Source organism: Mesorhizobium sp. FG116, from assembly GCF_057809835.1.
The window spans coordinates 1-25,715 of record NZ_JBMDKS010000026.1 but is presented as its reverse complement, the minus strand read 5'-3'; the positions used below and the strand labels follow the sequence as shown (position 1 = coordinate 25,715).

At 62.8% G+C, this 25,715-nt stretch carries 13 protein-coding genes; 6 read left to right on the top strand and 7 right to left on the bottom strand.

What is annotated here, in order from left to right:
- Positions 1-6: 6 nt before the first annotated feature.
- The 5 genes from cysW to ACODTY_RS18475 form a co-directional block, all read right to left on the bottom strand.
- On the bottom strand, positions 7-888 hold the full coding sequence (cysW, locus tag ACODTY_RS18495) for a sulfate ABC transporter permease subunit CysW (protein ID WP_488995675.1): 882 nt from the start codon (positions 886-888) through the stop codon (positions 7-9).
- Complete coding sequence (gene cysT, locus ACODTY_RS18490; protein ID WP_488995674.1) at positions 881-1,732, bottom strand: sulfate ABC transporter permease subunit CysT; 852 nt, start codon at positions 1,730-1,732, stop codon at positions 881-883. Before cysT ends, cysW begins: the two co-directional genes overlap by 8 nt.
- A gap of 27 nt (positions 1,733-1,759) precedes the next feature.
- Complete coding sequence (locus ACODTY_RS18485; RefSeq protein ID WP_488995673.1) at positions 1,760-2,788, bottom strand: sulfate ABC transporter substrate-binding protein; 1,029 nt, start codon at positions 2,786-2,788, stop codon at positions 1,760-1,762.
- A 266-nt stretch (positions 2,789-3,054) separates the two neighbouring features.
- The gene (gene pbpC, locus ACODTY_RS18480; protein ID WP_488995672.1) at positions 3,055-5,136 is read right to left on the bottom strand and encodes a penicillin-binding protein 1C; all 2,082 of its coding nucleotides are present in this window, start codon (positions 5,134-5,136) and stop codon (positions 3,055-3,057) included.
- Positions 5,137-5,140: 4 nt separating this feature from the next.
- Entirely contained in the window at positions 5,141-10,609 is a 5,469-nt protein-coding gene (locus ACODTY_RS18475) for an alpha-2-macroglobulin family protein (protein ID WP_488995671.1), read from the bottom strand.
- Positions 10,610-10,878: 269 nt separating this feature from the next.
- On the opposite strand from ACODTY_RS18475, the gene ACODTY_RS18470 reads away from it, so the two are divergent.
- From ACODTY_RS18470 to ACODTY_RS18445, 6 genes are all read left to right on the top strand, one after another.
- Positions 10,879-12,807, top strand: coding sequence for an autotransporter assembly complex protein TamA (locus ACODTY_RS18470; RefSeq protein WP_488995670.1), 1,929 nt, complete (start codon positions 10,879-10,881; stop codon positions 12,805-12,807).
- A gap of 25 nt (positions 12,808-12,832) precedes the next feature.
- Positions 12,833-17,008, top strand: a complete 4,176-nt coding sequence (locus ACODTY_RS18465) for a translocation/assembly module TamB domain-containing protein (protein ID WP_488995669.1) — start codon at positions 12,833-12,835, stop codon at positions 17,006-17,008.
- A 306-nt stretch (positions 17,009-17,314) separates the two neighbouring features.
- Positions 17,315-18,970, top strand: coding sequence for an ABC transporter substrate-binding protein (locus ACODTY_RS18460; RefSeq protein WP_488995668.1), 1,656 nt, complete (start codon positions 17,315-17,317; stop codon positions 18,968-18,970).
- A gap of 163 nt (positions 18,971-19,133) precedes the next feature.
- Positions 19,134-20,168: an ABC transporter permease gene (locus tag ACODTY_RS18455; protein WP_488995667.1), complete on the top strand. Its 1,035-nt coding sequence runs from the start codon at positions 19,134-19,136 to the stop codon at positions 20,166-20,168.
- Positions 20,169-20,181: 13 nt separating this feature from the next.
- Positions 20,182-21,339: an ABC transporter permease gene (locus ACODTY_RS18450; protein WP_488995666.1), complete on the top strand. Its 1,158-nt coding sequence runs from the start codon at positions 20,182-20,184 to the stop codon at positions 21,337-21,339.
- A gap of 10 nt (positions 21,340-21,349) precedes the next feature.
- Entirely contained in the window at positions 21,350-23,713 is a 2,364-nt protein-coding gene (locus tag ACODTY_RS18445) for a dipeptide ABC transporter ATP-binding protein (protein ID WP_488995665.1), read from the top strand.
- Between the two features lie 46 nt (positions 23,714-23,759).
- Here the strand turns inward: ACODTY_RS18445 and ACODTY_RS18440 are convergent, their stop codons facing one another.
- Together ACODTY_RS18440 and ACODTY_RS18435 are read right to left on the bottom strand one after the other, a co-directional pair.
- Positions 23,760-24,353: a transglycosylase SLT domain-containing protein gene (locus tag ACODTY_RS18440; protein ID WP_488995664.1), complete on the bottom strand. Its 594-nt coding sequence runs from the start codon at positions 24,351-24,353 to the stop codon at positions 23,760-23,762.
- Positions 24,354-24,506: 153 nt separating this feature from the next.
- On the bottom strand, positions 24,507-25,283 hold the full coding sequence (locus tag ACODTY_RS18435; RefSeq protein WP_488995663.1) for a VOC family protein: 777 nt from the start codon (positions 25,281-25,283) through the stop codon (positions 24,507-24,509).
- Positions 25,284-25,715: the final 432 nt, after the last annotated feature.

Sequence of the window (25,715 nt, the reverse complement as noted above, 5' to 3'; positions counted from 1 at the left end):
ACCCTGTCAATGTCCGCGTGTGGCGGCGATTTCAGCGCCGTAGCGCATTTCCAGAAGCGTTTTCAGCGCCAAAGTGACCAGCGCCAGCCCAGCCAGCAATGAGGCCACGGCAAATGCTCCAGCGGCGTTGTACTCGTTGTAGAGGATTTCGACATGCAAAGGCATGGTGTTGGTCTGGCCGCGAATGTGGCCCGACACCACGGAAACCGCCCCGAACTCACCCATGGCGCGGGCGTTGCAGAGCAACACGCCGTAGAGCAGGCCCCATTTGATGTTGGGCAAGGTCACGTACCAGAAGGTCTGCCAGCCGTTTGCGCCAAGCGAAATCGCTGCCTCTTCATCGCCCGTGCCCTGTTCCTCCATCAGTGGGATCAGTTCACGCGCGACGAACGGAAACGTCACGAAAACCGTTGCCAGCACGATGCCGGGCACCGCGAACAGGATTTCGATGCCGTTTGCCTTCAGCCACGGTCCGAGCGCGCTCTGCGCCCCAAACAGAAGCACATAGACAAGGCCGGAAATGACCGGCGAGACCGAGAAGGGCAGGTCGACCAGCGTCGTCAGGAAGGCCTTGCCCTTGAACTCGAACTTGGCGATGGCCCAAGCTGCGGCCACGCCGAACACCAGGTTGAGCGGCACCGAAATGGCCGCCACCAGAAGGGTCAGGTGGATGGCCGACAAGGTGTCGGGCTCGCCCAGCGTTTCGAAGAAATACCCGAGGCCCTTGCGCGAGGCCTCCATGAACACCAGAACCAGCGGCAGGACGAGGAATAGCGTCAGGAAGGTGAAGGCGATTGCCATCAGCCCCCAGCGGGCCGGCCGCGATTCCGTGATTCCGGAAGCGATTTCCGGATTTGGATCGGCAGCAAAAAGAACCGGATCAGCCATAGCGTTTGCGGCTCCATGCCTGCAGCAGGTTGATGACCAGCAACATGGCGAATGAGATCACCAGCATGATCGCCGCAATCGCCGTCGCCGCCGGATAGTTGAATTCCTCCAGCCGAATGACAATGAGCAGCGGTGCGATCTCCGACACGTTGGGCAGGTTGCCTGCGATGAAGATGACGGAACCGTATTCGCCGACGCCGCGCGCGAAGGCCAGTGCAAATCCGGTGACGATGGCGGGCGCAAGGCCAGGAAAAAGCACGCGCGTGATGGTTTGCCAGCGCGTCGCGCCAAGTGTCGCCGCTGCTTCCTCAACCTCCTTGTCGATCTCCTCGATGATCGGCTGCACGGTGCGCACCACGAAAGGCAAGCCGATGAATACCAAGGCCACGACAATGCCGGCCGGCGTGTAAGCGATCTTCATGCCGAGCGGCGCCAGCAAGGAACCCACCCAGCCCTTGGGTGCGTAGAGGCTTGTCAGCGCTATGCCGGCGACAGCCGTTGGCAGGGCGAAGGGCAAGTCGACCATTGCATCGACTATGCGCCGCCCCGGAAATGGGTAGCGCACCAACACCCAGGCAACGATGGTTCCGAACACCACGTTGATCAATGCGGCTGCAAGGGCCGTGCCGAAGCTGATCTTGAGCGCGTTCACGGTACGCCGGTCGGTGGCGATGGCCCAGAAATCGACCCAGCCCAGCGAAGCGGATCGCCAGGCCAGCCCGGACAGCGGTATCAGGATGATGAGGGTGAGGTAGACAAGCGAAAAGCCGAGCGTCAATCCGAAACCCGGAATGACACTCGGTTTCCTGAATCGCCACCCCGCTTGCGCGGAAGCTGTGGTCATGCGGTTCCTTGCTATGTTGTCCGGTGGTTATTGTGCCGGCTTGTAGACTTGGTCGAATATCCCACCGTCACCGAAATGGTAAGGCTGGGCCTTCTTCCATCCGCCGAAAAGCGGGTCGTCAATGGTGATCAGCTTGATATCGGGCAACGCCGCCAGATCTTCCGCCGGTACCAGGTCGCGCTTTGCCGGCCGGTAGTGGTTCTTGGCGATGATGGTCTGGCCTTCTGCGGAATAGAGGTAGCTCAAATAGGCTTCCGCGACCTTTCTTGTACCCTTGGCATCGACATTTGCATCGACGATGGCAACCGGCGGTTCGGCCAGGATCGATGTCGGCGGGATTACGATGTCGAACTTGTCGGCACCGAATTCGTCGAGCGCGAGATAGGCTTCGTTTTCCCAGGCCAACAGCACGTCGCCCAGTTCACGTTCCGCAAAGGTCACCGTGGAGCCGCGCGCTCCGGTGTCCAGCACGGGTACGTGCGCATAGAGGTTGGCAATGAACTGCTTGATCTTGCCTTCGTCGCCACCGTACTCGGTGTTCGCCCACGACCATGCCGCAAGATAGTTCCAGCGCGCGCCGCCGGAAGTCTTCGGGTTGGGCGTAATAACCTGCACGCCTTCCTTGATCAGGTCGCCCCAGTCCTTGATGGCCTTGGGGTTGCCCTTGCGGACGAGGAACACGATGGTTGACGTGTAGGGGGCCGAATTGTTCTCGAACTTCGAGCGCCAGTCCGGATTGATCTTCTTCGAATTGTCGACAATGGCGTTTATGTCGCTCTCGAGCGCCAGCGTCACGACATCGGCGTCAAGGCCGTCGATGACCGCGCGGGCCTGTTTGCCAGAACCGCCATGCGATTGCTGGATGGTGACGGTTTCACCGGTTTCCGCCTTCCAATGTTTGGCAAAGGCTTCGTCATAGACCTTGTAGAGTTCGCGGGTCGGATCGTAGGAGACATTCAAAATGGTCGTATCGGCGAGGGCAAAGCCCAGGGTGCCGAATTGAACTGAACCGGCCAGCAAAATGCCGAGCCACTTGTTGAGGTGAGAATGGGTCATTGGAACCCTCCGTTGAGCACAGCTTTACTCTACTGAAATTGTAGAAATTGGAATGCGCCCAGCATTGCGTTTTTACGTTTGAGACGGCGCTTCTGTTCCCAAAATGCCATCAGGAGAGGGAGATTTTTGCTCGACCATCTTCGCGCGGCTTGCCGTACGGCACAATAAATCTAGTGGCGAGGCATGTTATCGCGGATTTTTGCATCTGGATTGAGACAAGCGGATTCGGCCGAGAAATGCGAATCTTGTGAATCGCTTGGCGCGCTTTATTCCACAAACACCTTCACGCTGGCCGCGCGGCCGGCAGCATCGATGACGGTAAGAGTGGCGTAGCCCGCGCCATCCGGCTGCCACGTCGCCGTGCGGCGGCGGTCCTGCCCGACGAGAGGCTTGCCGTTGGCCAGCCACCTGAACGGCGCGCGCCCGCCTTGCAATTTCAACACCAGCGGCGTTGCGCCGGCTGAAGCAACATCCAGATCGACGCGGGCGCCGTCAGGTGGAAAGACGATATGCGGCGCGGGTTCGGTTGCGCTCGCGACGACAAGTCCATCGCCTGCTACGCCGAAGCGGGCCAGCGTTACCGGCAGGTCATCGCGCCGTGGCCGCAAGGTGCCGGCTGGTTGGCTGGGCAGCGGCACGGTCGCAATACCTGAACGGGCAAAGGCTTCGAACAGGATGGGAGCGGCGGAGACGTAGCCGGACAGGCCGGGCACTGCTCCCGCATCGGCCCTGCCAACCCATACGCCAAGCACGTAGCGTCCGTCGAAGCCGACCGACCAGGCATCGCGATAGCCGTAGGACGTTCCGGTCTTGTAGGCGATGCCGCGCACCGAAGCGCCTTCCGGTGGTTTGACGCCCGAGAGAATGTCTGTGATCTGCCAATTCGCCTGCGGGTCGAGCAGAGTCGTGGCCGAACCAGTAACCGGCGTGGCTTCGGTGCCATCGCGCAAGGGATGCACTTTGCCGCCATTGGCGAGGCCTGTGTAAAGCTGCACCAGATCGCGCAAGGTGATGCCGACGCCGCCCAAACCGATGGCCAGCCCTGGCGCTTCATTGGGCGGCAACACAGCATTTGCGCCCGCTTGGCGGAAGCGCGCCGTCAACCGTGCCGGACCCACCGCATCCAGTATGCGCACCGCCGGCACGTTCAGCGACAATTGCAGGGCCTGGCGCACACTGACATCACCCTGATAGCCCATGTCGAAATTCTTCGGCCTGTAGCCGCCGAAATCGGCTGGACTGTCCTCGATCAGCGTTTCCTGCGCCACCAGCCCTTGCTCGAAGGCGAGGCCATAGATGAACGGCTTCAGGGTCGACCCCGGCGAGCGCAAGGTGCGGGTCATGTCGATCCAGCCGGATCGCCCGGAATCCGTGAATGAGGACGACCCGACTTCACCCAGAATGTCGCCGGTGCGGGAATCGGCCAGCACCATCGCCACCGACAGTTTCGGGCCGAGCCGGATTGCCGCCTCGCGCGCCACGGATTCCAGCCCTTGCTGGACGCTCTTGCGGATGGTGAGTTGGGGCGGAACACCCGGCCTTGCGATCCGCAGGGCGGCAAAGCTGGCATGGGCAGCCAATGCGGGCAGGTCGCGCCGTGTCGCCGGTACGTCCTCCAAAGCTGCGCGCGCAGCCTCGCGTTCGCCAAGCATGTTGGCCGATACCATGCGCGCCAGCACCCGGTCGCGCGCAGTTTGCGCCGTCTTGGCGTTTCGGTCGGGACGGCGCTTTTCCGGCAGTTGCGGCAGCGCGACGAGCAGGGCTGCTTCCGACACGGTGAGGCGTTTCGGTTCCTGGCCGAAATAGGCCAGCGATGCCGCGCGCACGCCTTCCAGATTGCCGCCGTAGGGCGCCAGCGTCAGGTAGCGTTCCAGTATCTCGCGCTTCGAAAGTCGCCGCTCGATCTGCACCGCACGGGCGATCTGGCGCAGCTTTGCCCATACGCTGCGGCTTTCGCGCGGTTCGATCAGGCGGGCCAGTTGCATCGACAGCGTCGAGCCGCCGGAAACGATGCGGCCATTGCCGGCAAACTGCAGCGCCGCCCGCCCGAGCGCCAGCACATCGACGCCGCTGTGGTCCCAGAAGCGCTTGTCCTCATAGGCAACGAGCATGTCGATGAAGGCCTTGTCGACCTTGTCGATGCCGGTAGCGAGCCGCCAGTAACCGTCCGGTGTTGCGAAGGCGCGCAGTAACTGGCCGTCACGGTCGAGCACTTCGGCGGACACCGTCAGCTTCTGCGGCAACGGAGGAGGGTAGGCGCGGTCGAGTTGCCAGAGGCCAACCGAGCCAAGCGCAACCAATACGGCCGCGCCGGCTGTCCCGATTGCAAGTTTGCGGAGACGGGTCATCAGCCTACTGCGCCTTCACCTCCATCATGCCGGTGGCGGTGCGGGCCGAATATTGCGGCCGGTACATGTCCTCCACGCTTGCCGCCGGATGGGCGTAAACACCAGGCGTCACCGCACGCACGACATAGGCCAACGTCATGTCACGGCCGCCGTCGTTTTGGTTCGGATCGAACGCGGCGACGAAGCGGTCGTTACGGAATTCGAGATGCGCGGCCTCGGTCTGGCCAAGCCAGCCGAAGTTGGACAGTTGTGCGCTTGAGACCAGGCTCGGATTGTCGATCTCGAAGCCTGCCGGCAACAGGTCCGTCACCAAAACGCGCGACGGCCAGTCGTTCAGTTCGCGCACCTTCAGCACCACCACATAGCGTTCGTTCTGCTCGGCTTCCGTCACATTGGCTTCGGTGCCGTCGAGACGGTAGTAGGTGCGCTCGATGGTAAAGCCGTCGCCTCCCGCCGGCAGCGGCTGGCTGGGTGCCGCCACCGTCGTCACCACGGCTTCCAGCGGCGTCTTGCCGGTGTTGGCGATGGTGAGCGGGTTCTGGACAAGGTCGCCGCCGGCGATCTCGTTCGAATAGGCACCCTTGTGGGCAGCACCATCGACGCTCAGCGCGATGGTGTCGTTGCCATCCTTCAATGCGCGGGCGGCCAGCAGCATCCAGGCGTTGTCCTGCGTGCTCGTCCAGCGCGCCGCCTCGCGTTCCTTTGCCACCAGCTTCACCAGTTGCGGCACCACCGCAGGCGTCGGCTTGCTTTCCGCCGCCAGCGCCAGCATCGCGGCTCCGTCGCGCAGCGGCGAGGCGTAGTCGGCGCGGTAGTAGTCGAATTCGGTGGTATCGTCGGCCAGACTGAGCGCCGCCTCGAACGTCGCCTCCGAGCGTTGCGCATCGCCATAAAGTGCGAGCGCCGCGCCAAGCTGCGCCACCGCCATCGGGCTGGTGAAGGATTCAAGCTGCGTATCGGCATAATAGCGCAGGTCGCCGATGGAAGCCTTCTTGTTGCGCGCCAGCACGTAGAGCGCATAGGCGATATCGGTGCCGCGGTCCTCCACGTCCTGATCGTAGCCGAGCGAGTTCTGCAAATTGTTCAACGCCTGGCTCAATGCCTGCGCCGGCACCACATAACCCTGTTCGCGGGCGCGGGTCAGGAAGTCGGTTACATAGGCGTCGAGCCACAAATCGCCTGATCCGGGTCCCCACAGGCCGAAGCTGCCGGCGGAAGCCTGGTAGTTCAGCACGCGACCGATCGCCTGCTGCACTCGCTCATGCAGGTCCTTGTCCACCGCCATGCCGTAGCCCTTCGACATTTCGCTGACATAGAGCAAGGGTAGCGCCCGGCTGGTTGTCTGTTCGGCGCAGCCATAGGGATAGCGGTCGAGCGCCAAAAGCAGCGATGGCACATCGAGCGCCGACGATTGCGAGACACCGACGCTGACCGACGCGCCTTGCAACAGGCTTGCCGACAGCAGTTCCTTATCCACGCGCAGCGACTTGCCGGGTCCGAGATCGACCACCATACGCGTCGTCACCGGCAGTTGGGCAGGCCGTACCGGCAGATAGAGCGTCTGCTCGATGGCCGGGACATCGGCATGCGTCAGGCTTACCGTCACCGAGGCGTCGCCCGGTTCGACCGCGATCAGCGGAACGGTCAGCGTCTGGCGCTTGCCTTGCTCCATCGTCAGCTTCTGCGGCACCGCGTCGTCGCCGATGGTGATGTCGCCGGTCGTGGTGATGTTAAGCGCATAATCGCCCGCCGGACCATCCGTATTGGCGAAATCAAGCCGCATCGTCGCTGCATCGCCCGGCGCGAGGAAGCGCGGCAGGCCGGCGGTGATCACTACCGGATCGCGCACGATCACATCGCTCGTCGCATGACCGACCGCATCCTTGGTCCAGGCAACCGCCATCACCCGCACGGTTCCGTTGAACTGCGGGATGTCGAAGGCGACGTTCGCCTTGCCCTCGGCATCCAGTTCAACGATGCCCGAGAAGAAGGCCACCAGTTGTTCGGTCGGAGGGCTGCCTTGCGATTGCATCGCGGCTCCGTCGCCGCCGGTGCGCAGGCGGCCCATCGCGCCGAGCGAGCCGTCGATCAGGCGGCCATAAAGGTCGCGCATTTCCAGCCCCAGCATGCGCTGGCCAAAGAACCAGTCTTCGGGATCGGGTATCTTGTAATTGGTCAGGTTGAGAATGCCGAGATCGACCGCCGCAACCGTCACATAGGCCTTGCTGTCGGCTTCCGCGCCGGTCACCTGCACCGGGATCGACAGCACCTGTCGCGGTTCGGTCTTTTCGGGCGGCGTCAGCGTCACCGCCAGTTTCTTCGCGCCGGGATCGATCGACAGCCACTTCACACCGATGGCGCGGGCAGGCATGCGCGTTTCCTGCGCGTCGCCGGGCCTGAACAGCGTCGCCGTGACATAGGCGCCAGCGCCCAAGTCGTCACCGACCGGAATATCGACGGTGCCGCCCTCAGCCGGGATCGATGCTGTCACCGTCTTTACCAGCCGGTCCGCGCCGATCGCCACCAGAAGCTCGCCGGCGAAGTGCGGCGAGACCTTGAGCTTGGCCACGTCGCCTGCCGCGTAGCTGTCCTTGTCGAGCGCAATTTCCAGCCCGTCAGGCGTTTCCGTCGAGCTTGCCTCGACATACCAGCCGGCGTCGAACTCGTAGCTCGTCGCCGGGCCGTCCGGATCGGGCGAATTTACTTCCAGCCGGTAGCGGCCCCAGTCCACGGGCAGCGACACCGTGCTTTCCTTGTCGGCGGCGATATCGAGCGTGCCGTCGGCAACCGCCTTGGTGAAGGTCACCGGTTCATAGTTCCATGAGTTGCCGGAACGGTACCATTGGTAGTTCCGCTCGACCTTGACCAGCGACCAATTAGCGCCTGCCAATACCTTGCGTTGGCCAGCATCATCGACGGCGATCAGACTGAACTTGGCCGTTCCGCCTTGCGGCACTTCGGTAAAGTCGGGTCGGATGCCGATCATTTCGCCTTGCGGACGAATGTTGAGCGTCAGCGACCGCTCGACGGCCCGACCTGCGGTCTCGCGCATGCGCACCGTCACCTTGGCGTTGACCAGTTGCGTCGTCGAAGGCAGTTGATCGATCGCTACGGGGAAGGTCGCCTTGCCGTCGTCGCCCACCAGCGGCAGGTCGGCCAGCGGCGTCACCGAAGGTTCCCCGGCCTGCTCGTCGGCAAGGCCGAACACGAAGCCCTTGAAACGGTCCCATTCGCGCGTGGTCGAAAGCGTGCGCTCGCCTTCGATGGCAAGGCCTGCTGCCGGCGCGCCATAGAGGAAGCGCCCGTCAACGGTCACGTTGGCGGTCTCGCCGGCAGCCATTTCCGCCTTGTCGGCGGTCAGGTCGAACTCGATGCGATCGGGCACGAAGTCCTCGACCAGAAACATCTGGCTGGCAACCGCCGCCTGCTTGGGGTCGGTGTGGATCGCAACCGACCAGGTGCCGCGCATGGCGTTTGCTTCAAGCGCAAGCTCGACCGTATGGCCGCCGGCGGTCGCGCCGTCGCTGATGATCCGCCTGTCCTCGACGCCGTCGGGGCGGGTGAAGATGAAGGTCAGCGGCAGGTTGTCCACGGCCTTTGCGGTGTCGTCGCGGGCAAGCGCCGACACATGCACCGTTTCGCCGACGCGGTAGATGCCGCGCTCGGTCCAGGCATAGACATCGAGTGCGCCGGGCGCCGCACGGCCCCCCACGCCGCGGTCGGAGAGGTCGAAGCCGGCACGCGCCATGTCGAGGAAGACGAAATCCTGGTCGCCCTGCTTGGCCATCAGCACGGCTGGAACCATGCTGCCTTCGCCGCGTGTCAGGCCGGGGTTGAACACGGCGCGGCCATCCGCATCTGTGGTCGCGGTGCCAAGGATTTCATTGTTGCGGGCAAGCAGCGTCAGTTCCGCGCCTGCCAGCGGCTTGGCGCTGCCAAGCGAGCGGGCAAACACGCTCAAGCCGTCCTGTCCGGTATAAGTTGAAAGACCGATGTCGGAGACGACGAACCATTGCGTCGCGCGCGAGTTCCACTCGTCGCTGTGGTCATCCACCGGCTGCGCGGTCAGCACATAGACGCCCGGCTTGCGCTGCGGTAGCGCCTCGTCCACCGGGAAAGAGGTCGTGACTTCCTTGTTTAGGTCATTGGCGATTTCGAGCTGGCCTTCCCAAACGGGAGCGCCCATCTGGTCGGCGATGCTTGAGATATCGTAGCCATCCAGTTGCCGTAGGAACTGGTAGCCGGAAAGAAGCTGGGTCAGCGCGCGGTCGCCGATGCGGTAGAGCTTCATGTCGGCAGCGGCCATGTTGACGCTGACCATCGGGATGCCGCGCCGCGCGCCGGCCGGCAGCACGAAACTGTCGCCGGTGAAGCGTGCTGACGGCGCACGATCCTGCACATAGATCGAAAGCACGACCGGCGAGGCGATGACCTCGCCGACGGCTGCCGGCAGGCCGGAGCGGAACGAAACCTCATAATGCTGGCCGTGTTCGAGGCCTTCGACGCAGATCTGGCGATCCTTGGCTTCGATGCCCTTGGGCGACCCGCCGTCCACGCGCACGAACTGCGTGTAGTCAACGCCGGTCTTGACCAAATCCTCGGAAAATTGCGCGCAGATGCGCGGCGCGCTGGTGTCGGCATCGACGCTGTGCTCAATGATGCGGAACCCCTTGCGCGCCTTGAGATCCTCGTAGCCGGCGCGGACCGATGCCGAGTTCAGCAAGGCAAGGCTTGCCTCGTAAGCCTGCAAGGCCGGGCGGTAGAGGTCGCGGCGGTCGAGGCCGGCGGCAATCTGTGCCAGCGCATCGGCACGCGTCGTTTGCGTGCGCAGCAATTTATAGGCGTTGAGCGCGGCGGAAGTCGCATTGGCCTGCAGGTTCGCGGTTTCCTGGCTGTCGGTTGGCTGCGTCGCAAGCGTTGCGCGCGCCAGTTCAAGCCAGAGCTTGCCATCGTTTGGCATTGCCGAAACGGCGGCTTCATATTTCTGCATCGCGCCGCGGCTGTCGCCGGTCAGGGCCGACTGCTCAGCTTGGTTGATCAGCTCGCCCAAGCCGTCGCCGGGCTTGGGATAGTTCGGGCCGGTCAGCCTGTTGCGGTACTGGTCGGCCTGTTCGGCCATCCACGCCGGGAAGAAGGAAAGCGCGGGTGGCGCGCCGATGTCGGGGTCGCTGTCGGCAACCACCACCTTGCCTGCCGTTGCGCCATTGAAAGGCTTCAAGGCGTTGAAGTCGGACTTCAGGAAGCACCACTTCGCCTTGTTGTTATAGGTGAAGGCGCGGCAAGCCGGGTCGCCGAGGCAGGTGCTTTGGCACTGGTCGAGCGTCACGTTCTGTTCCGAGCGCAGGTCGAAGCCGAAATAGTCGGAATTCTGGGTGGTGACGATGCGCCGGGTTTCGGCGGCGAATGCCGCTCCCGTCAGAGCGAGGAAGAGGAGAATGAGGACGGGCAAACCACGAGCAGCGCGCATTGTCATCGCATTCCCTCCAGATGCTTCTGCCATGCCGGCAGGTTTCAAATATCGCTCATGCTTGTCAATCTGGCGACGGCCATGTGCCGTTATGTAACGGTTTCATTCTGGACCGATCGCCGCTATGCAGCCTTAAATTGAAGTCACGCATTCTTGCAAAGGGACAGAAGGAGTGAATTCCAACGTCTTCTCATTTCAGACAAGTGGATTGTGGCCGCTTTACGAAATGCGTGAAACTTCAGTCGAATTTTAACTTTGTGCGTTAAACAGGGGTGATGCTGAAGAGTATTGCGTTCAGAGCAGGAGGGCGGGAAGCGAAGCTGCGGCTTACGCGCGCGCTTGTGCTCGCGCTGCTTGGCTCGGCGGTTTTGCTACCCCAGATACAACCTGCAGCCGCCTTCGAACTGTTCGGCATCAAGTTGTGGGGATCGTCCGAGGACGACGATGCCGACATTGTCGACCCGATGCGCTACTCCGTCACCATCAACGCGCCGGATGCCGACAAAGACCTCATCAAGAAACTGGAAGCGGCCTCCGCGCTGAAGAGCGACGAAGACAGGCCCGTGTCCGGTTCGCTCGGCTTGCTGACCAAGGCGCGCGGTGACCGCGAGCAACTGGTGGCGGCGCTTTATTCCGATGCCCGCTACGAGGGCGTCGTCAATGTCACTATCGCCGGCCAGCCGATTGACGACCTGCCGCCGGATGCCGAATTCAAGGGTCCACAGCCGATTCCGGTCGTGATCGACGTTGCGCCCGGTCCGAAATTCACGCTTGGCGACATCGTCCTGAAAGGCGATGCCGCAGGCCTTGCCAGTGCCGATTTCGGCCTGATCGCGGGCGGCGACGCCAGCTCCGGCGCGATCCTCAAGGCCGAGGGCCTGATCGTGCGCGCATTGAAGGAAGAGGGCCGGCCTCTTGCGCAGATCACCGACCGCGAGATCGTGGCCGACCATAAGACCACCACGCTCGACGTGACATTGACTGTCGCTGCCGGACCCGTTGCCGGCTTTGGCAACACCACTGTCGAAGGCACCGAGCAGGTCGATCGCGAATTTACCGAATACATGACCGGCCTGAAGCGCGGCGCGCAATACTCGCCCGAGCAGATCGATCAGGCGCGCGAGCGGTTGCTCGGTCTTGAAGTGTTCAACAGCGTCACGCTCAAGGAAGCCGACCAGCTCGATGCCGACGGCAATATTCCCATCGCCGTCCAGGTCAGCGAGCGCAAGCCGCGCTATTTCGGTATCGGCGGCACGGTTTCCAACACGGAAGGTCTGGGGCTGGAAGGCTATTGGGGCCACCGCAACCTGTTCGGGCGGGCTGAAAAGCTGCGCATCGACGGTTCGATCAGCGGCATCGGTTCCAACGATCTTTCGGAGCTGAACTATAATGCAGGCATCATGTTCGAGAAGCCGGGTGTGGTTGGTCCTGCCTCGAAATTCTTCGCCAATCTGAAAACCGTCTACGAACATCCCGACGCCTATGACCGCTTCTCGGTCAAGGGCGGGGTCGGGCTTTCCTATGAGCTGACCAGATACCAGACGGTGTCGGCCGAGCTTTCGCTCGACTATTCGAAGATCACCGACGTCTTCGGCAAGAACGAGTTCCTGATCGCGTCGGTGCCGTTGCAATATGTCTTTGACAATCGCGACAACAAGCTGAACCCGACCAAGGGTTTCAGGGCGCTCGCATTCGCCGAGCCCAGTTACGACATCGAAAACGGCAATGCCTTCGTCAAGCTCAAGGGCGAGGGGTCTGCTTACTATTCGCTGTCGGATTCGAACAAGTTCGTACTCGCCGGCCGCGCGGCCATCGGCTCCATTCTTGGCGCCAGCGTCGACGAGGTGCCGGCGGACCGGCGCTTCTACGCAGGCGGCGGCGGGTCGGTGCGCGGCTATTCCTATCAAGGCATCGGCCCGAAGGACATCAATGGCACGCCGACCGGCGGCCTGTCGTTCTTCGAAACTTCGGTCGAGATGCGCATCGCCGTCACCGATACGATCGGCATCGTGCCTTTCATCGATGCCGGAACCGTTTCAACCAAGCAGTTTCCTGATTTTTCCGACGTGAAGGTGGGCGCGGGCGTCGGTCTGCGCTATCTGACACCGTTCGGACCGCTTCGGGTCGACGCGGCAGTGCCGCTGAACCGCGACCCGAGCGATCCGCGTTTCGGCATCTATGCCGGCATCGGCCAGGCATTCTGACGGGACTGAACGGCGAGCGGACTGAATGGCAATCGTGAGACGCATCCTGCGCGTGGTGTTTTATGCGGTCCTCGTCGTGGTGGCCGCAGCCATCGGCGCGCTTGTCGTTCTCACCACCACCGAGCGTGGCCGCGCCAATCTGGCCGGGCTGATTTCCAATGCCGCCTCGTCCGAAGGCAGCAAGGTCACCGTCAGCGGCATCGACGGCATCTGGTCTGGCAACCTCACCGTCGATCACGTCGTCCTCGAAGATACGCAAGGGCCGTGGCTGGTGCTGCGCGAGGTCGCGGTGGACTGGTCGCCGCTTGGCCTTCTGTCGCGCACCTTCCGCGCCAATCGCGTCGCCGTCGGGCGCATCGAGGCCGCGCGCGCACCGGTTGCCGATCCAAACGCCCAGCCGAAGAACAGCGACGGTTTCTCGCTGCCCGTTTCCGTGGACATCCGCGAGATCGACTTGCCTCAGATCGCGCTTGGCGAGGCGCTGGCCGGTGCCGGCATCGCTGAACTCGCCGCCAAGGGCGCTGTGCGGGCCGAACGCTCGCCGCTCGCCGTCGAGGCTGATCTCAATCTCGCACGCCATGACGGCAAGCAAGGCACGGTCGATGCCTCCGTGCACTTCCTGCCCGAAGACAATCGGCTTGACCTCGATGTGCGCGCCGACGAGCCGGCAGGCGGCATCATCGCCAACCTGCTCAAGCTGCCCGAAGCCCCGCCGGTCAACATCGTCGTATCCGGCAACGGCCCGCTCGCCGACTGGAACGGCCGCGCCGCCTTCAACGTCGATGGCCAGCTGGTCACCCAGATCACCGGTCGCCATCAGTTCACCGACAAGGGCAGCCGCGTCGAAGCCAAGGGCGACGGCGATTTCGCCGGCTTCGTGCCGTTGCGCCTGAAATCGCTGCTCGGCGGCAGGACCAATTTCGACCTTGCCGGCACAGCCACCAACGATGGCGGCGTCGAAATCGAAAACGCCACCTTCGACACCGCCGCCGTGCATGGCGAAGCCAAGGGCAGCATCAACCCCAAGGGCGCCAGCGACTTTTCAGTCGAGTTCAAGTCCGCCGGTCCAACGGTGCCGCTTTCCCTCGGCAGCGAGGAAAGCCCGATCGACATCGAGCTTAAATCGGCTTCGCTGCGCGCTTTTGGCGAAGGCAGCGCTCCTGCCGTCGATATCGAGGCGCGTCTGGCTAAGGTCGCGACCAACGTCACCAAGGTCGATAACATCGCCATGGCGCTGCATTCGGATGCCTTCGACGTTACCAATCGCAGCGGCCCCATCTCGGGCACCGTGACCGCCGACAAGATCGGCCTCGACAATCCCACCATCGCTCCGCTCATCGCCGGCAAGATCACCACTCAGGTGGACGGCGACGTGACGAGGGACACCATCAAGGTCAGCAAGGGCCTCATCACCAGCGATGCGCTCAAAGGCGGCTTCGACGGCCAGGTTTCGCTTGCCGACGGCTCCATCGAGGTGAACGTCAAGGCCGATGCCGCGTCCGCGGCGCTGCCGGTCGCCGCGCGCCCGGTGCTTGGCGAACGCACCACGCTCTCCGTCTCGGTGAAGCGCGATACCAGCGGCAATGTCACCGCCGACCAGCTCGACCTGTTGTCCGGCCCGCTGTCTGCCAGCGGTAGCGGTTCCTTCATCGACGGCCAGATCGCAGCCGACATCAAGGGCGCGCTGGCCGATATCTCCACGCTCGCCAAGGACGCAACCGGCGCGATTTCGCTTGCCGTAACCGCCAAGGGTTCGCCGCTGGCCCCAGACGTCGCGGCCACGCTCAACAGCGACAAGCTCGTCGTCGCCAATCGCGAGATCACCGGCCTCAAGCTCAGCGCCGCCGGCAAGGCCGATGCGGCCAATCCCGCCGCCGAGGTGACGCTAGCTGCCGATGTCGCCGGCCAGGCGCTGCAGGGCAAGGCCGTTCTCAAGACCACCGATGGACGGCGCGAGATCGACGGGCTTACGCTGTCGCTTGGCAAGAACCAGATTGCCGGCGATCTCGTGCTTGACGACGCGTTCCTGCCCGAAGGCAAGATCAGCTTCGAACTACCCGACATCGGCCCGTTGGCAGCCCTTGCGCTCGAAAAGGCCGAGGGCGAAGTGCGCGGCACCGTCGCCTTCACCAAGCCGGGCGGCATCCCGCAGGTCGACGTCAAGGCAAGCACGGCAGGCATTACGCGCGGCGACCTCTCGGCCAAGGGCGTCACCATCGACGCGCTCATCGCCAACTACGCGGCCGCTCCTGCAATCTCGGGAACGATCCGCGCCGACGGCGTCACTTCGGGCGGCACGGCCATCAGCGGCATCGCCGTCGATCTGGCCCGCGATGGCGACTGGACGGCATTCTCCGGCGGCGCAACCGTCAAGGACATTCCGGCCAAGGCCAAGGGCCGCGTCAAGGTCGCCGGCGGCGCAACCACCGTCGAGCTTGCGTCGGGAGACGCGACGTTCCGGGGCGTCAAAGCCAGCATCGCCGCGCCTTCAACCATTGCAATTGCCAACGGCAAGACGACGCTCGAAAAGATCGTTCTCGCCATCGGCGGCGGCAAGGCAACGGTCACCGGTTCGGTCGGCGACACTCTCGCCATCAACGCGGCACTTGCCGGTGTGCCGATTGCGGTCGCCAACAATTTCGCTCCCGGCCTCGATGCTTCCGGGTCGGTCTCGGGTACGGTCAAGGTGACCGGCGCGCCGGCAAATCCCAGCGTCGCCTACGACATCAAGACCTCCGGCGTGCAGGTGGCGCAGACGCGCAGCGCCGGCCTTGGCGCATTGAGCGTTGGCTCGTCCGGCACTTTCCAGGCCAACAAGCTGACCTTCACCGCCGACATCGCCGATGGTGCCGGCCTCGGCCTCAAGGGCGGCGGCAGCGTCACCACCGCCGGCGCGCCCAACCTGTCGCTTGATTTCAACGGCAATGTCCCGTTCGCCTTCTTGTCGCGCAAGATGGCGGCGCAGGGCCTTTCGCTCAGCGGCACGGCCAATGTCGCGGTGCAGGTGCGCGGACCCGCCTCCAAGCCCGTCATCAGCGGCTCTGTCCGGGCAAACGGCGCACGCTTCGTCGCCGCTTCGGCCGGCATCGCCATCAACGACATCGCGCTCGACATCGGCCTTGGCAATGGGGTCGCAACGGTCAACCGGCTCACCGGCACGCTCTCTTCGGGCGGTAGCCTGACAGCAGGCGGGACGGTCGGTATCGATCCCGCTTCCGGCTTTCCGGCCGACCTCAATCTCAAGCTCACCAACGGGCGCTACACCGACGGCCGCATCGTCACCGCCAATCTTGCCGGCGACCTTGCGATCAAGGGCCAGTTGGCCAGTTCCCCTGTGCTATCCGGCGTCATCAATCTTGCGCGCACCGTCATCACCGTACCCAACAAGCTCCCCGGCTCGTTGTCGGAACTCGGCGTGCAGCACAAGAATGCGCCTGCCGCCGTCAAGGAACAGGACAGGGCACTGCGTCCGGCAGGCGGCGGCGCAAGCGGCAGCGGCGCGGTTACCCTCGACCTCACCATCAATGCGCCGAACGAGATCTTCGTCCAGGGCAGGGGTGTCGATGCCGAGCTCGGCGGTTCGCTGAAGCTGACCGGCCCGACCTCGTCACCACAGGCGGTCGGCAAGTTCACGCTCAGGCGCGGCCGCCTCGAAATCCTCGGCAAGCGGCTGAATTTCACCGAAGGAAGCCTGAGCTTCTCCGGCTCGCTTGTGCCCTATCTCAACCTTGTGGCTGAATCGACCGCGTCGGATGCGACCGTCACCATCACCGTTTCCGGCGAGGCGACCAATCCGAAGTTCATCTTCTCGTCCGTTCCCGCGCTGCCGGAAGACGAGGTGCTGGCCCGGCTTATCTTCGGGCGCTCGATGTCGAATCTGTCGCCGCTGCAGATCGCGCAACTCGCGTCGGCTGCCGCCCAGCTCGCAGGCGTCGGCGGCTCCACCTCGCTGTTGCAGAATCTGCGCAACGCCATCGGTATCGACGACCTCGACGTGACCACCGACGAGAAGGGCGGCACCGCCGTTTCTGCCGGCAAATACCTTAACGACCGCACTTACCTTTCGCTTGAGAAGGGTGAGAAGCCGGGTTCAGGCAAGGCCCGCATCGACCTCAATGTCGGACGCGGCGTGAAGCTTCGCGGCGAAGCTTCCGATGCAGGCGAGGCCAAGGGCGGCATCTTCTACGAGAAGGAATACTAGCCGCGTCTGCTAGTTGACCGCTCGGCTTCTTCACGAGGATTTGCAGTGTCAGGCAGTCGTTGTCGGCGCCGGGCAGGCGCGTGGCAACATCATGCAAAGGCATGAAATGCTTGCGCCTTGCGTCGCGCGGAAATCAAAAAAAACGCATCGCCAATAACAAATTTACGCCAACTCTGTCGCAATCGCGCGTACCGCTCGCTTTCCAAAGTTGCACATTTGCTCAAGTTCCAAATTTATCGCCGCTTTTGACATCGGCGACGCGATGCGGAATGTTAAAAGGCGGAAAGCCAACAATGGGAGTTACAAATGAAAACCTATAAAAGTAATGGCGACCAAGTTCCCGCACATATCGTGGAAATGGCCGAGTTGGCGAAAGCCGGCAAGGTCGACCGTCGCGAGTTTCTTGCTCTCGCCAGCGTGTTCGGTGCTTCCACGGCGATGGCTTACGGCATGATCGGGCTTGCAGCGCCGACGCCTGCTCAGGCTCAGGACCAGCCCAAGAAGGGCGGCATTCTCAAGGTTGCCCAGTGGATCAAGGACCCGAAGGATCCGCGCAAGGCCGACTGGTCGGAAATCGCCAATGCCGAGCGCCAGGCGCTCGAGCCGCTGGTCAAGTACACCAACGACTACACCTTCCGCCCCTATCTCCTGGAAAGCTGGGACGTCAACGACGACGCCACCGAATACACATTGCATGTGCGTAAGGGCGTGACCTGGTCGAACGGCGATGCGTTCACCGCCGACGACGTCATCTTCAACCTCAAGCGCTGGGGTGACAAGAGCGCCGAAGGCAACTCCATGCCCGGTCGTCTCGGTTCCCTGGTCGATGAAAAGACCGGCAAGCTCGATGAAAGTGCCGTCACCAAGGTCGACGACAACACGGTCAAGCTGAAGCTTTCCAAGCCCGACATCGCGCTGATCCCGAACATGTGCGACTATCCGGGCCTCATCGTGCACAAGAGCTTCGATGAGAAGGGCGGCGACTTCAAGGCCTGCCCGATCGGAACCGGTCCGTTCGAACTCGTGTCCTACGATGTCGGCCAGAAGGTCGTCTACAAGCGCCGCGAAGACAACAAGTGGTGGGACGGCGAAGTCTATCTCGACGGCGTCGAACTGATCGACTACGGCACCGACCCGGCCGCCATGGTCAGCGCCTTCGAGGCTGGAGAGGTCCACACCAACTTCGAAACCTCCGCCGACTATGTGTCGATCCTCGACGGTCTCGACCTGGTCAAGTCGGAAGTCGTCACGGCATCGACCATCGTTTGCCGCACCAACGTCGCCAACAAGCCTTACGACGATGAGAAGGTGCGCCGCGCGCTGCAGCTTTCGGTCGACAACAATGTCGTCCTCCAGCTCGGCTACGGCAATGCCGGCACGGTCGCCGAAAACCACCACGTCTGCCAGATTCATCCTGAATACTATGAACTGGCGAAGGTGGCTCGCGACCCGGCCAAGGCCAAGGCGCTGATGGCGGAAGCCGGCCAGGCCGATTTCGAGCACGAGTTGATCACCGTGGACGAGGACTGGCACAAGAACACCGGCGACGCCATCGCCGCGCAGATGCGCGACGCCGGCATCAAGGTGAAGCGTACCGTCCTGCCGGGCTCGACCTTCTGGAACGATTGGACGAAGTACCCGCTGTCGATGACCAACTGGAATATGCGCCCGCTCGGCGTGCAGGTTCTGGCCATCGCCTACCGCACCGGCGAAGCCTGGAACGAAGCAGCCTGGTCCAATCCGGAATGGGATGCCAAGCTGAACGCTGCGCTTGCCGTGGCGGACGCTGCCAAGCGCAAGGAACTGATGAAGGACATCGAGCAGATCCTGCAGGATTCCGGCATCCTCATCCAGCCTTACTGGCGCAAGCTCTACAGCCACTCCGTGGCCGCGGTGAAGGGCTATGCCATGCACCCGACCTTCGAGCACGACTACGGTAAGGTCTGGCTCGACCAGGCCTGACCATCGAACCCAAAGGAGAAGGGAGACGTTGCTCTCCCTTCTCTTACGGGTGCTGTACGCAAGCATGCCGGCTTTGCGAAAATCACCTGACTTTTCGGGTCGGCTCATGCCAACGTTCGTGGGTTGATTGCACCTGACCCCGACCCTGCCGGCAGGGGGCGCCATGTTATCCTTTGTTCTGAGACGCCTGGGCACAATGGCATTGACCATGCTGTGCCTCACGCTCGTCGTGTTTTTTCTGGTCAATCTCGAGCCTAACCTGAAAAAACTCGCCATCAGCCAGACCGAGATGCACACTTCGGCGGAGCAGCTTGAAGGGTGGCTGGTCAATCACGGCTATCGCCAGAACTTCTTTGTCCGCTACGGCCAATGGCTGGGCGTCATCAAGAAAGCGCCGATCGTCGATCCGGCGACAGGCAAGGCATCGCAACGCTTCTCGTTCTGCAGCGATCCCGTCGAGCCGGTCTATTCAGGCGTGCTGCAAGGTGATTTCGGCTGCTCGACCAAGTTCAAGGCCGACGTCTCGAAGAAGCTGTTTCCAGCGCTTGGCGCTACCGGCATCCTCATGTTCTGGGTGCTGGCGGTCATGGTGCCGATATCGCTTTTGATCGGCATCCTCGCCGGCATGCGCGAAGGTTCTCGCACCGACCGCACCTTGTCCGTCGCATCGATTGCCACCACGGCGACGCCTGAATATGTCTCGGGCGTCATCTTCACCGTCATCTTCGCCTCATGGCTCGGATGGCTGAACGGCTCGGCGGCCTCCGCCAGCCAGGGCATCACCTTCTACAATTTCACGCTGCCGGTGATGACGCTCGCCATCTACGGCATCGGCTACATCGCCCGCATGACGCGCGCCTCGATGGTCGAGGTCATGACGCAGCAATATGTTCGCACCGCGCGGCTGAAGGGGTTGAGCTTTTCGTCCGTCGTCATCAAGCACGCGCTGCGCAACGCGCTCATCGCCCCCTTCACCGTCATCATGCTGCAATTCCCGTGGCTGCTCACCGGCGTCGTCATCGTCGAGGTGATGTTCCGCTATCAGGGCTTCGGCTACGTGCTGGTCGAGGCGGCAGGCAACAACGACATCGACCTCCTGCTCGGCTGCTCGCTGGTGTCGGTGTTCATCGTTCTTATCACGCAACTCATTTCCGACGTGGGTTACGCTTATCTCAACCCGCGTATCCGGGTTCAGTAGGAGGATCCGGACCATGCAGGTTGAATACATCGGAACCCTCGGCGTCATTTTCGGCGTGATCGCGCGCTTCTGGCCGACATGGCTGGCGATCGTGCTGATCATGGGCGCCAGTTTCTACTTCAAGAAGAAACTCGGCCTCTACGGCCAGTTGTTCGACAGCGGCGTCGGCATTGCCGGCGTCGGCATCTGCCTGTTCTGGCTGTTCACGGCAATCTTCGCTTCGACGATTTCGCCGTTCAATCCGCTCGAGCAGATCGTCGTCATGAAGGATGCGCTGCCCGGGGCCATCGAGCCCGCCTCGCACAAGGTGTTCCTGTTCGGCGGCGACAAGCTGGCGCGGGACGTGTTCTCGCGCATGGTCTATGGCAGCCAGATCGTGCTCATCATCGCACCGGCGGCTACCGCCTTTGCGCTCATGGTCGGCATCACGCTCGGCTTGCCTGCCGGCTACTATGGCGGGCGCATCGATTCCTTCCTGTCGTTCCTCGCCAACCTCGTATTGGCTTTCCCCGTCATCCTGCTGTTCTATCTTCTGGTGACGCCGGGCATCATGGACACCCCGATCCCCTATGGCATGGCCGGGCTGTTCTTCCTGTTTCCGATCATCTTCTTCTGTACGCTGTTTTGGACGCGCTTTAAGAAGCGACCCGATAGGCTCTACATCCTGCTCGGCATCACCCTGATCCTGGGCGGGTGGGTTTATGTCGGGCTGGTGTTCGACGCCGATCCGCTCGGCATCGTCCACATCGATCCCAACCAGCTCAACATCTTCGTGGCCGTCGTGTTCGCTTCGTCTCCCGGCGTGTTCCGCATCGTTCGCGGCCTCACCATGGACATCAAGACGCGCGACTATGTTGCCGCCGCCCAGACCCGCGGCGAAAGCCCGTGGTACATCATGCTGTGGGAAGTGCTGCCCAACGCGCGCGGCCCGCTCATCGTCGATGCCTGCCTGCGCATCGGCTACACCACCATCCTGCTCGGCACTCTCGGCTATTTCGGCCTCGGTCTCGCACCGGAAAGCCCGGACTGGGGTACAGCGATCAAGGACGCCAGCCGCCTGCTGCGCTCCTTCATCCATCCCGCGCTGCCGCCGACGATCGCGCTGATGTCATTCGTGCTCGGTCTTAACCTGCTAGCCGACTCGCTACGCGAGCAATCGATGAAGGATTGAGGAGCCAGCCATGAACGAAGCCGTCAAAGCTACGAACACAGCAGGCGCCCAACCCATCATCGAGATCGAGAACCTCTCGATCTCCTTCTTCACCCGCAAGGGCGAGATACCGGCGGTGATGGACTTCTCCTGTACCGTCATGCCCGGCGAGGCGATGGGCATCGTCGGCGAGTCCGGTTGCGGCAAGTCAACCGTATCGCTCGGCATCATGCGCGATCTTTCCAATGTTGGCAGGATCGTCGGCGGCCGCATCCGTTTTCAGGGCAAGGACATGGGCGAGATGTCGGAGGAGGAGCTTCGCTCCATCCGCGGCAACAAGATCGCCATGATCTACCAGGAGCCGATGGCAAGCCTCAATCCGGCGATGAAGATCGGCCAGCAATTGATGGAAGTGCCGCTGATCCACGACAAGGTGTCCAAGGACGAAGCCTACAAGCGTGCGCTGGAAATGGTGCGCGCCGTCAAGCTGCCGGACCCGGAGCGCATGATGCGCTCCTTCCCGCACCAGCTCTCCGGGGGCCAGCAGCAGCGCATCGTCATCGCCATGGCGCTACTGTCCAAGCCGGCGCTGCTTCTGCTCGACGAGCCGACAACCGCGCTCGACGTCACCGTCGAGGCCGGCATCGTTGAACTGGTCAAGGGGCTCGGCCAGCGCTTCGGCACGTCGATGATCTTCGTCTCGCATAATCTAGGCCTCATCCTCGAGACCTGCGACAAGATCACTGTGATGTATTCGGGCGAGGCGGTCGAGACCGGCGAGATCAAGGACGTCTTCGACCGTATGCGCCACCCTTATACGCAAGGGCTGTTCCGCTCGATCCCGTTGCCGGGCGCGGACAAGAATGCGCGTCCGCTCATCGCCATTCCCGGCCAGTTGCCCTTGCCGCACGAACGGCCGAAGGGCTGCAATTTCGGCCCGCGCTGCCACCACTTCGTGGAAGGCGTGTGCAACGCGGCTGAAATCCCGATGATCCCGGTCGCCGGGCATGAAGGCCATTTCTCGCGCTGCGTGCGCTTCAACGAGATCGACTGGGAGGCGCTGCCGCCCGGCACCAAGAAGGCCAGCGAGCCGGTCAAGCCCGGCGCGCCGGTGCTCAAGGTCGATAATCTCAAGAAGTACTACCAGGTCGGCGCCGGCGGCGTCTTCGGCGGCGGGGAGGGGCGCACCGTCAAGGCCAACGAGACCATCAGCTTCGAGGCCCGCGAAAGCGAGACCGTCGCCATCGTCGGCGAATCTGGTTGCGGCAAATCCACACTCGCCAAGGTTCTGCTCGGGCTCGAAACGGCAAGCTCGGGCGATGTCTCGCTCGGCAACACCGAGATCGAATCGACCCCGATCGAAAAGCGCAACGTCGACACCGTCTCCTCGATCCAGATGGTGTTCCAGAATCCGTTCGATACGCTGAACCCCAGCCATACCGTGGGCTCGCAGATCATCCGCACGCTGGAGAAGTTCAACGTTGGCAATACGCCGGCCGACCGGCGTCAGCGCATGCTGGAACTGCTCGACCTCGTGAAGCTTCCGCGTGCCTTCGCCGAGCGCAAGCCGCGGCAACTGTCCGGCGGCCAGAAGCAGCGCATCGGCGTTGCCCGGGCTTTTGCCGGTCAGGCTAAGGTTGTTGTCGCCGACGAGCCGGTCTCGGCGCTTGACGTGTCGGTGCAGGCTGCCGTCACCGAACTTTTGATGGACATCCAGCGCAAGAACAAGACGACGCTTCTGTTCATCAGCCACGACCTGTCGGTGGTGCGCTACATCGCCGACCGCGTCGTCGTCATGTATCTCGGCTATATCGTCGAACAGGGCACCACCGACCAGATTTTCTCACCGCCCTACCATCCCTATACCGAGGCGCTGTTGTCGGCGATCCCGATTGCCGACACGTCTGTAGTCAAGAAGCACATCGTGCTCGAGGGCGACATTCCTTCGGCCATGAACCCGCCCACCGGTTGTCCGTTCCAGACCCGCTGCCGCTACAAGCATCTGGTGTCGGACAATCTGTGCGAGACCAAGGTTCCGCCGGTGAAGGACCTTGGCGGCGGCCACAAGAGCCTGTGCTGGCTGACCGATGACGTTTTGGCAAAGATGGAGCCGGTGATCAGTTTCCAAAACGGCGATGCGGATGCCGATGCGACCAAGAAGGTGGCCGCCAAGCCTGCGTCCAAAGCAAAACCCGTGGCGACCGCATCGGCGCCAACCGAGGTTAAAGCTACTCCACAGGCGCAGCCAGCCAAGGCTGGCGCGGCACCCAAGGCCAAATCCGTGAAGGCCCAACCTGCAAAGCCTACGCCGGCAAAGGCCCAGCCCGCCAAGACCAAGGCAGCGAAAGCTCCGGCTAAAGCCGCGCCGAAGGCCAAGCCCGCCAAGGGCAAGTAGCGGCGGCTCCGATCAAGTCTCGGTATCAGCGATACCGAGGTCTTGGTTATTGCGTGCAGGTCTGTAGCTGCGCCGCGTAGTTGCGGGCCATCTCGTCCGTCTCGCGCGCGTATCTCTGGATCCCGCTATTGCTGCGCCAGTCGCCGCGCTTGTAGGCGGTCCAGCCGGAATAATAGGCGAGGTAGAGATTGTAGGTGTCGGTCCGGTCGATGCCGAGGCTGTCGGCGCTCTTGGCGTGATACCAGCCGACGAAGTCGATGGCGTCGGCAAAGCTGCTGCGGCGGGCGGCGAAGTTGCCGCTTTCGGCGCGGTACTGCGCCCAGGTTCCATCAAGGGCCTGCGAGTAGCCATAGGCGCTGGAAGGCCGCTTCCATGGAATGAAGCCGAGCAGTGTCGCGCGCGGCGGTTGGGCATTGCCCTTGAAGCCGGATTCCTTGCGCACCGTCGCCATCAGCACCGGCACCGGCACGCCATATTTGCGCTCGGTCTGTTCGGCCGCGGTGCGCCAGTTGCCGACGAATCCGTCGCGCTGGTCGAACACGGCGCAGACATTGTTGATCTGGCTCGGCGGCGTTGCGCAGGAGGCAAGCGCAAGCAGGGCAAGGATAGGAACAATTCGACTAAAACTGTACGCGGACATGGCCGCAGCTTTTATGCGCAATTCATAAAGGGAATCTTGCTGCGGATTTTAACACTTTTGCCGGAACGCGCGGCTTCGCGTTCCGATTCAACGTCTTCGCATCCAGAGTCTCCAATCCGGCTCAAGCCATTGGAAACCTGCTCTGCTTCGGCTTTAGCGCACTGGTGCTACAAGGCCGAAATGCGCCCCTTGCGGGTCGATGCAATTCATCGCCCATTGTCCGCCGGGCACTTCCATCGGGCCGAAGATGATCGTGCCGCCGCCATCGGTCACGCGCTTGGCGGCGGCGTCGATGGCCGGCACGTTGAAGTAGAATTGCCATGCCGGGGACGGCATGTTCGGCGGCCGGTTCATCATGCCGCCGTTCTGCTCGCCATTGACCGCAAACAGCTGGTAGATGCCCATCTCGCCCATGTCGATGCTGTTGTCCTCTTTCCAGCCGAACTGGCCGGAATAGAAGTCCAGCGCGGATTGCCAGTCGGTCGCCATCAGTTCGCGCCAACCGATATGGCCCGGCGTGCCCATCGCTACGGGGGGCTGGTCGGGGCCGTTCGGCTGCAACAGCATGAACACCGCGCCTTGCGGATCGGCGACGACTGAGAAGCGCCCCACGCCCGGAATATCCGATGGCTCCCGGTGCACTTTGCCGCCTGCCTTCTTCACCGAGGCGGTAGCCGCGTCGGTGTCGTCGGCGTGGATATAGCCAACCCAGGCCGGCGGCATGCCCATTTTGGCGGCCTCCTCGGGCAGGGTCATGACGCCGCCAACGCCGCGGTCGCCCACTTTCATCACAGTATAGCGCGGCATTCCGGAGCCGCCGTTGAACGGCTCTGCCCCCCAGCCCACAACCTTGGTGTAGAACGCTTCGGCTGCGTCCATGTCGGTGGTCATCAACTCGTACCAGAAGAAGGATTTCGCTGCGCTTGGCATGATGGCTTGCTCCTTGGCTGGGGTGGGATCGGTGGCAGTTCCATCATAGGACGATCATCGCGACGGAAACCCGACAATATTTTTTACGAACCATCGAAGCTGACACTTCCCGCCAACCGGGGAGCCGCCGTTAGGCGAGCACCGGCGCGCAACCTTTTCGCCGTCATCGGCCTCGCCTGAGCATTTCCGCGATGTCACGGAATGGATCCCGGACAGCTTTGCCTCACTTCGTTCGGCTCGCTTCCGGGATGACGCGCTGAGTGGGTCTCGCCTTAATGGATGCAAGGTCGGCCAAAGGCGCGCATCTCTACGCATGGTCACATGAAGCAGGAGCGCAACCCGTCCGCTCCGACACCTGAAGCCGGAGAGCTAACTCCTCCGCTTCGTCATCCCGGAATTCACTTTCGAGCGAAGCGAGAAAGGAATGTCCGG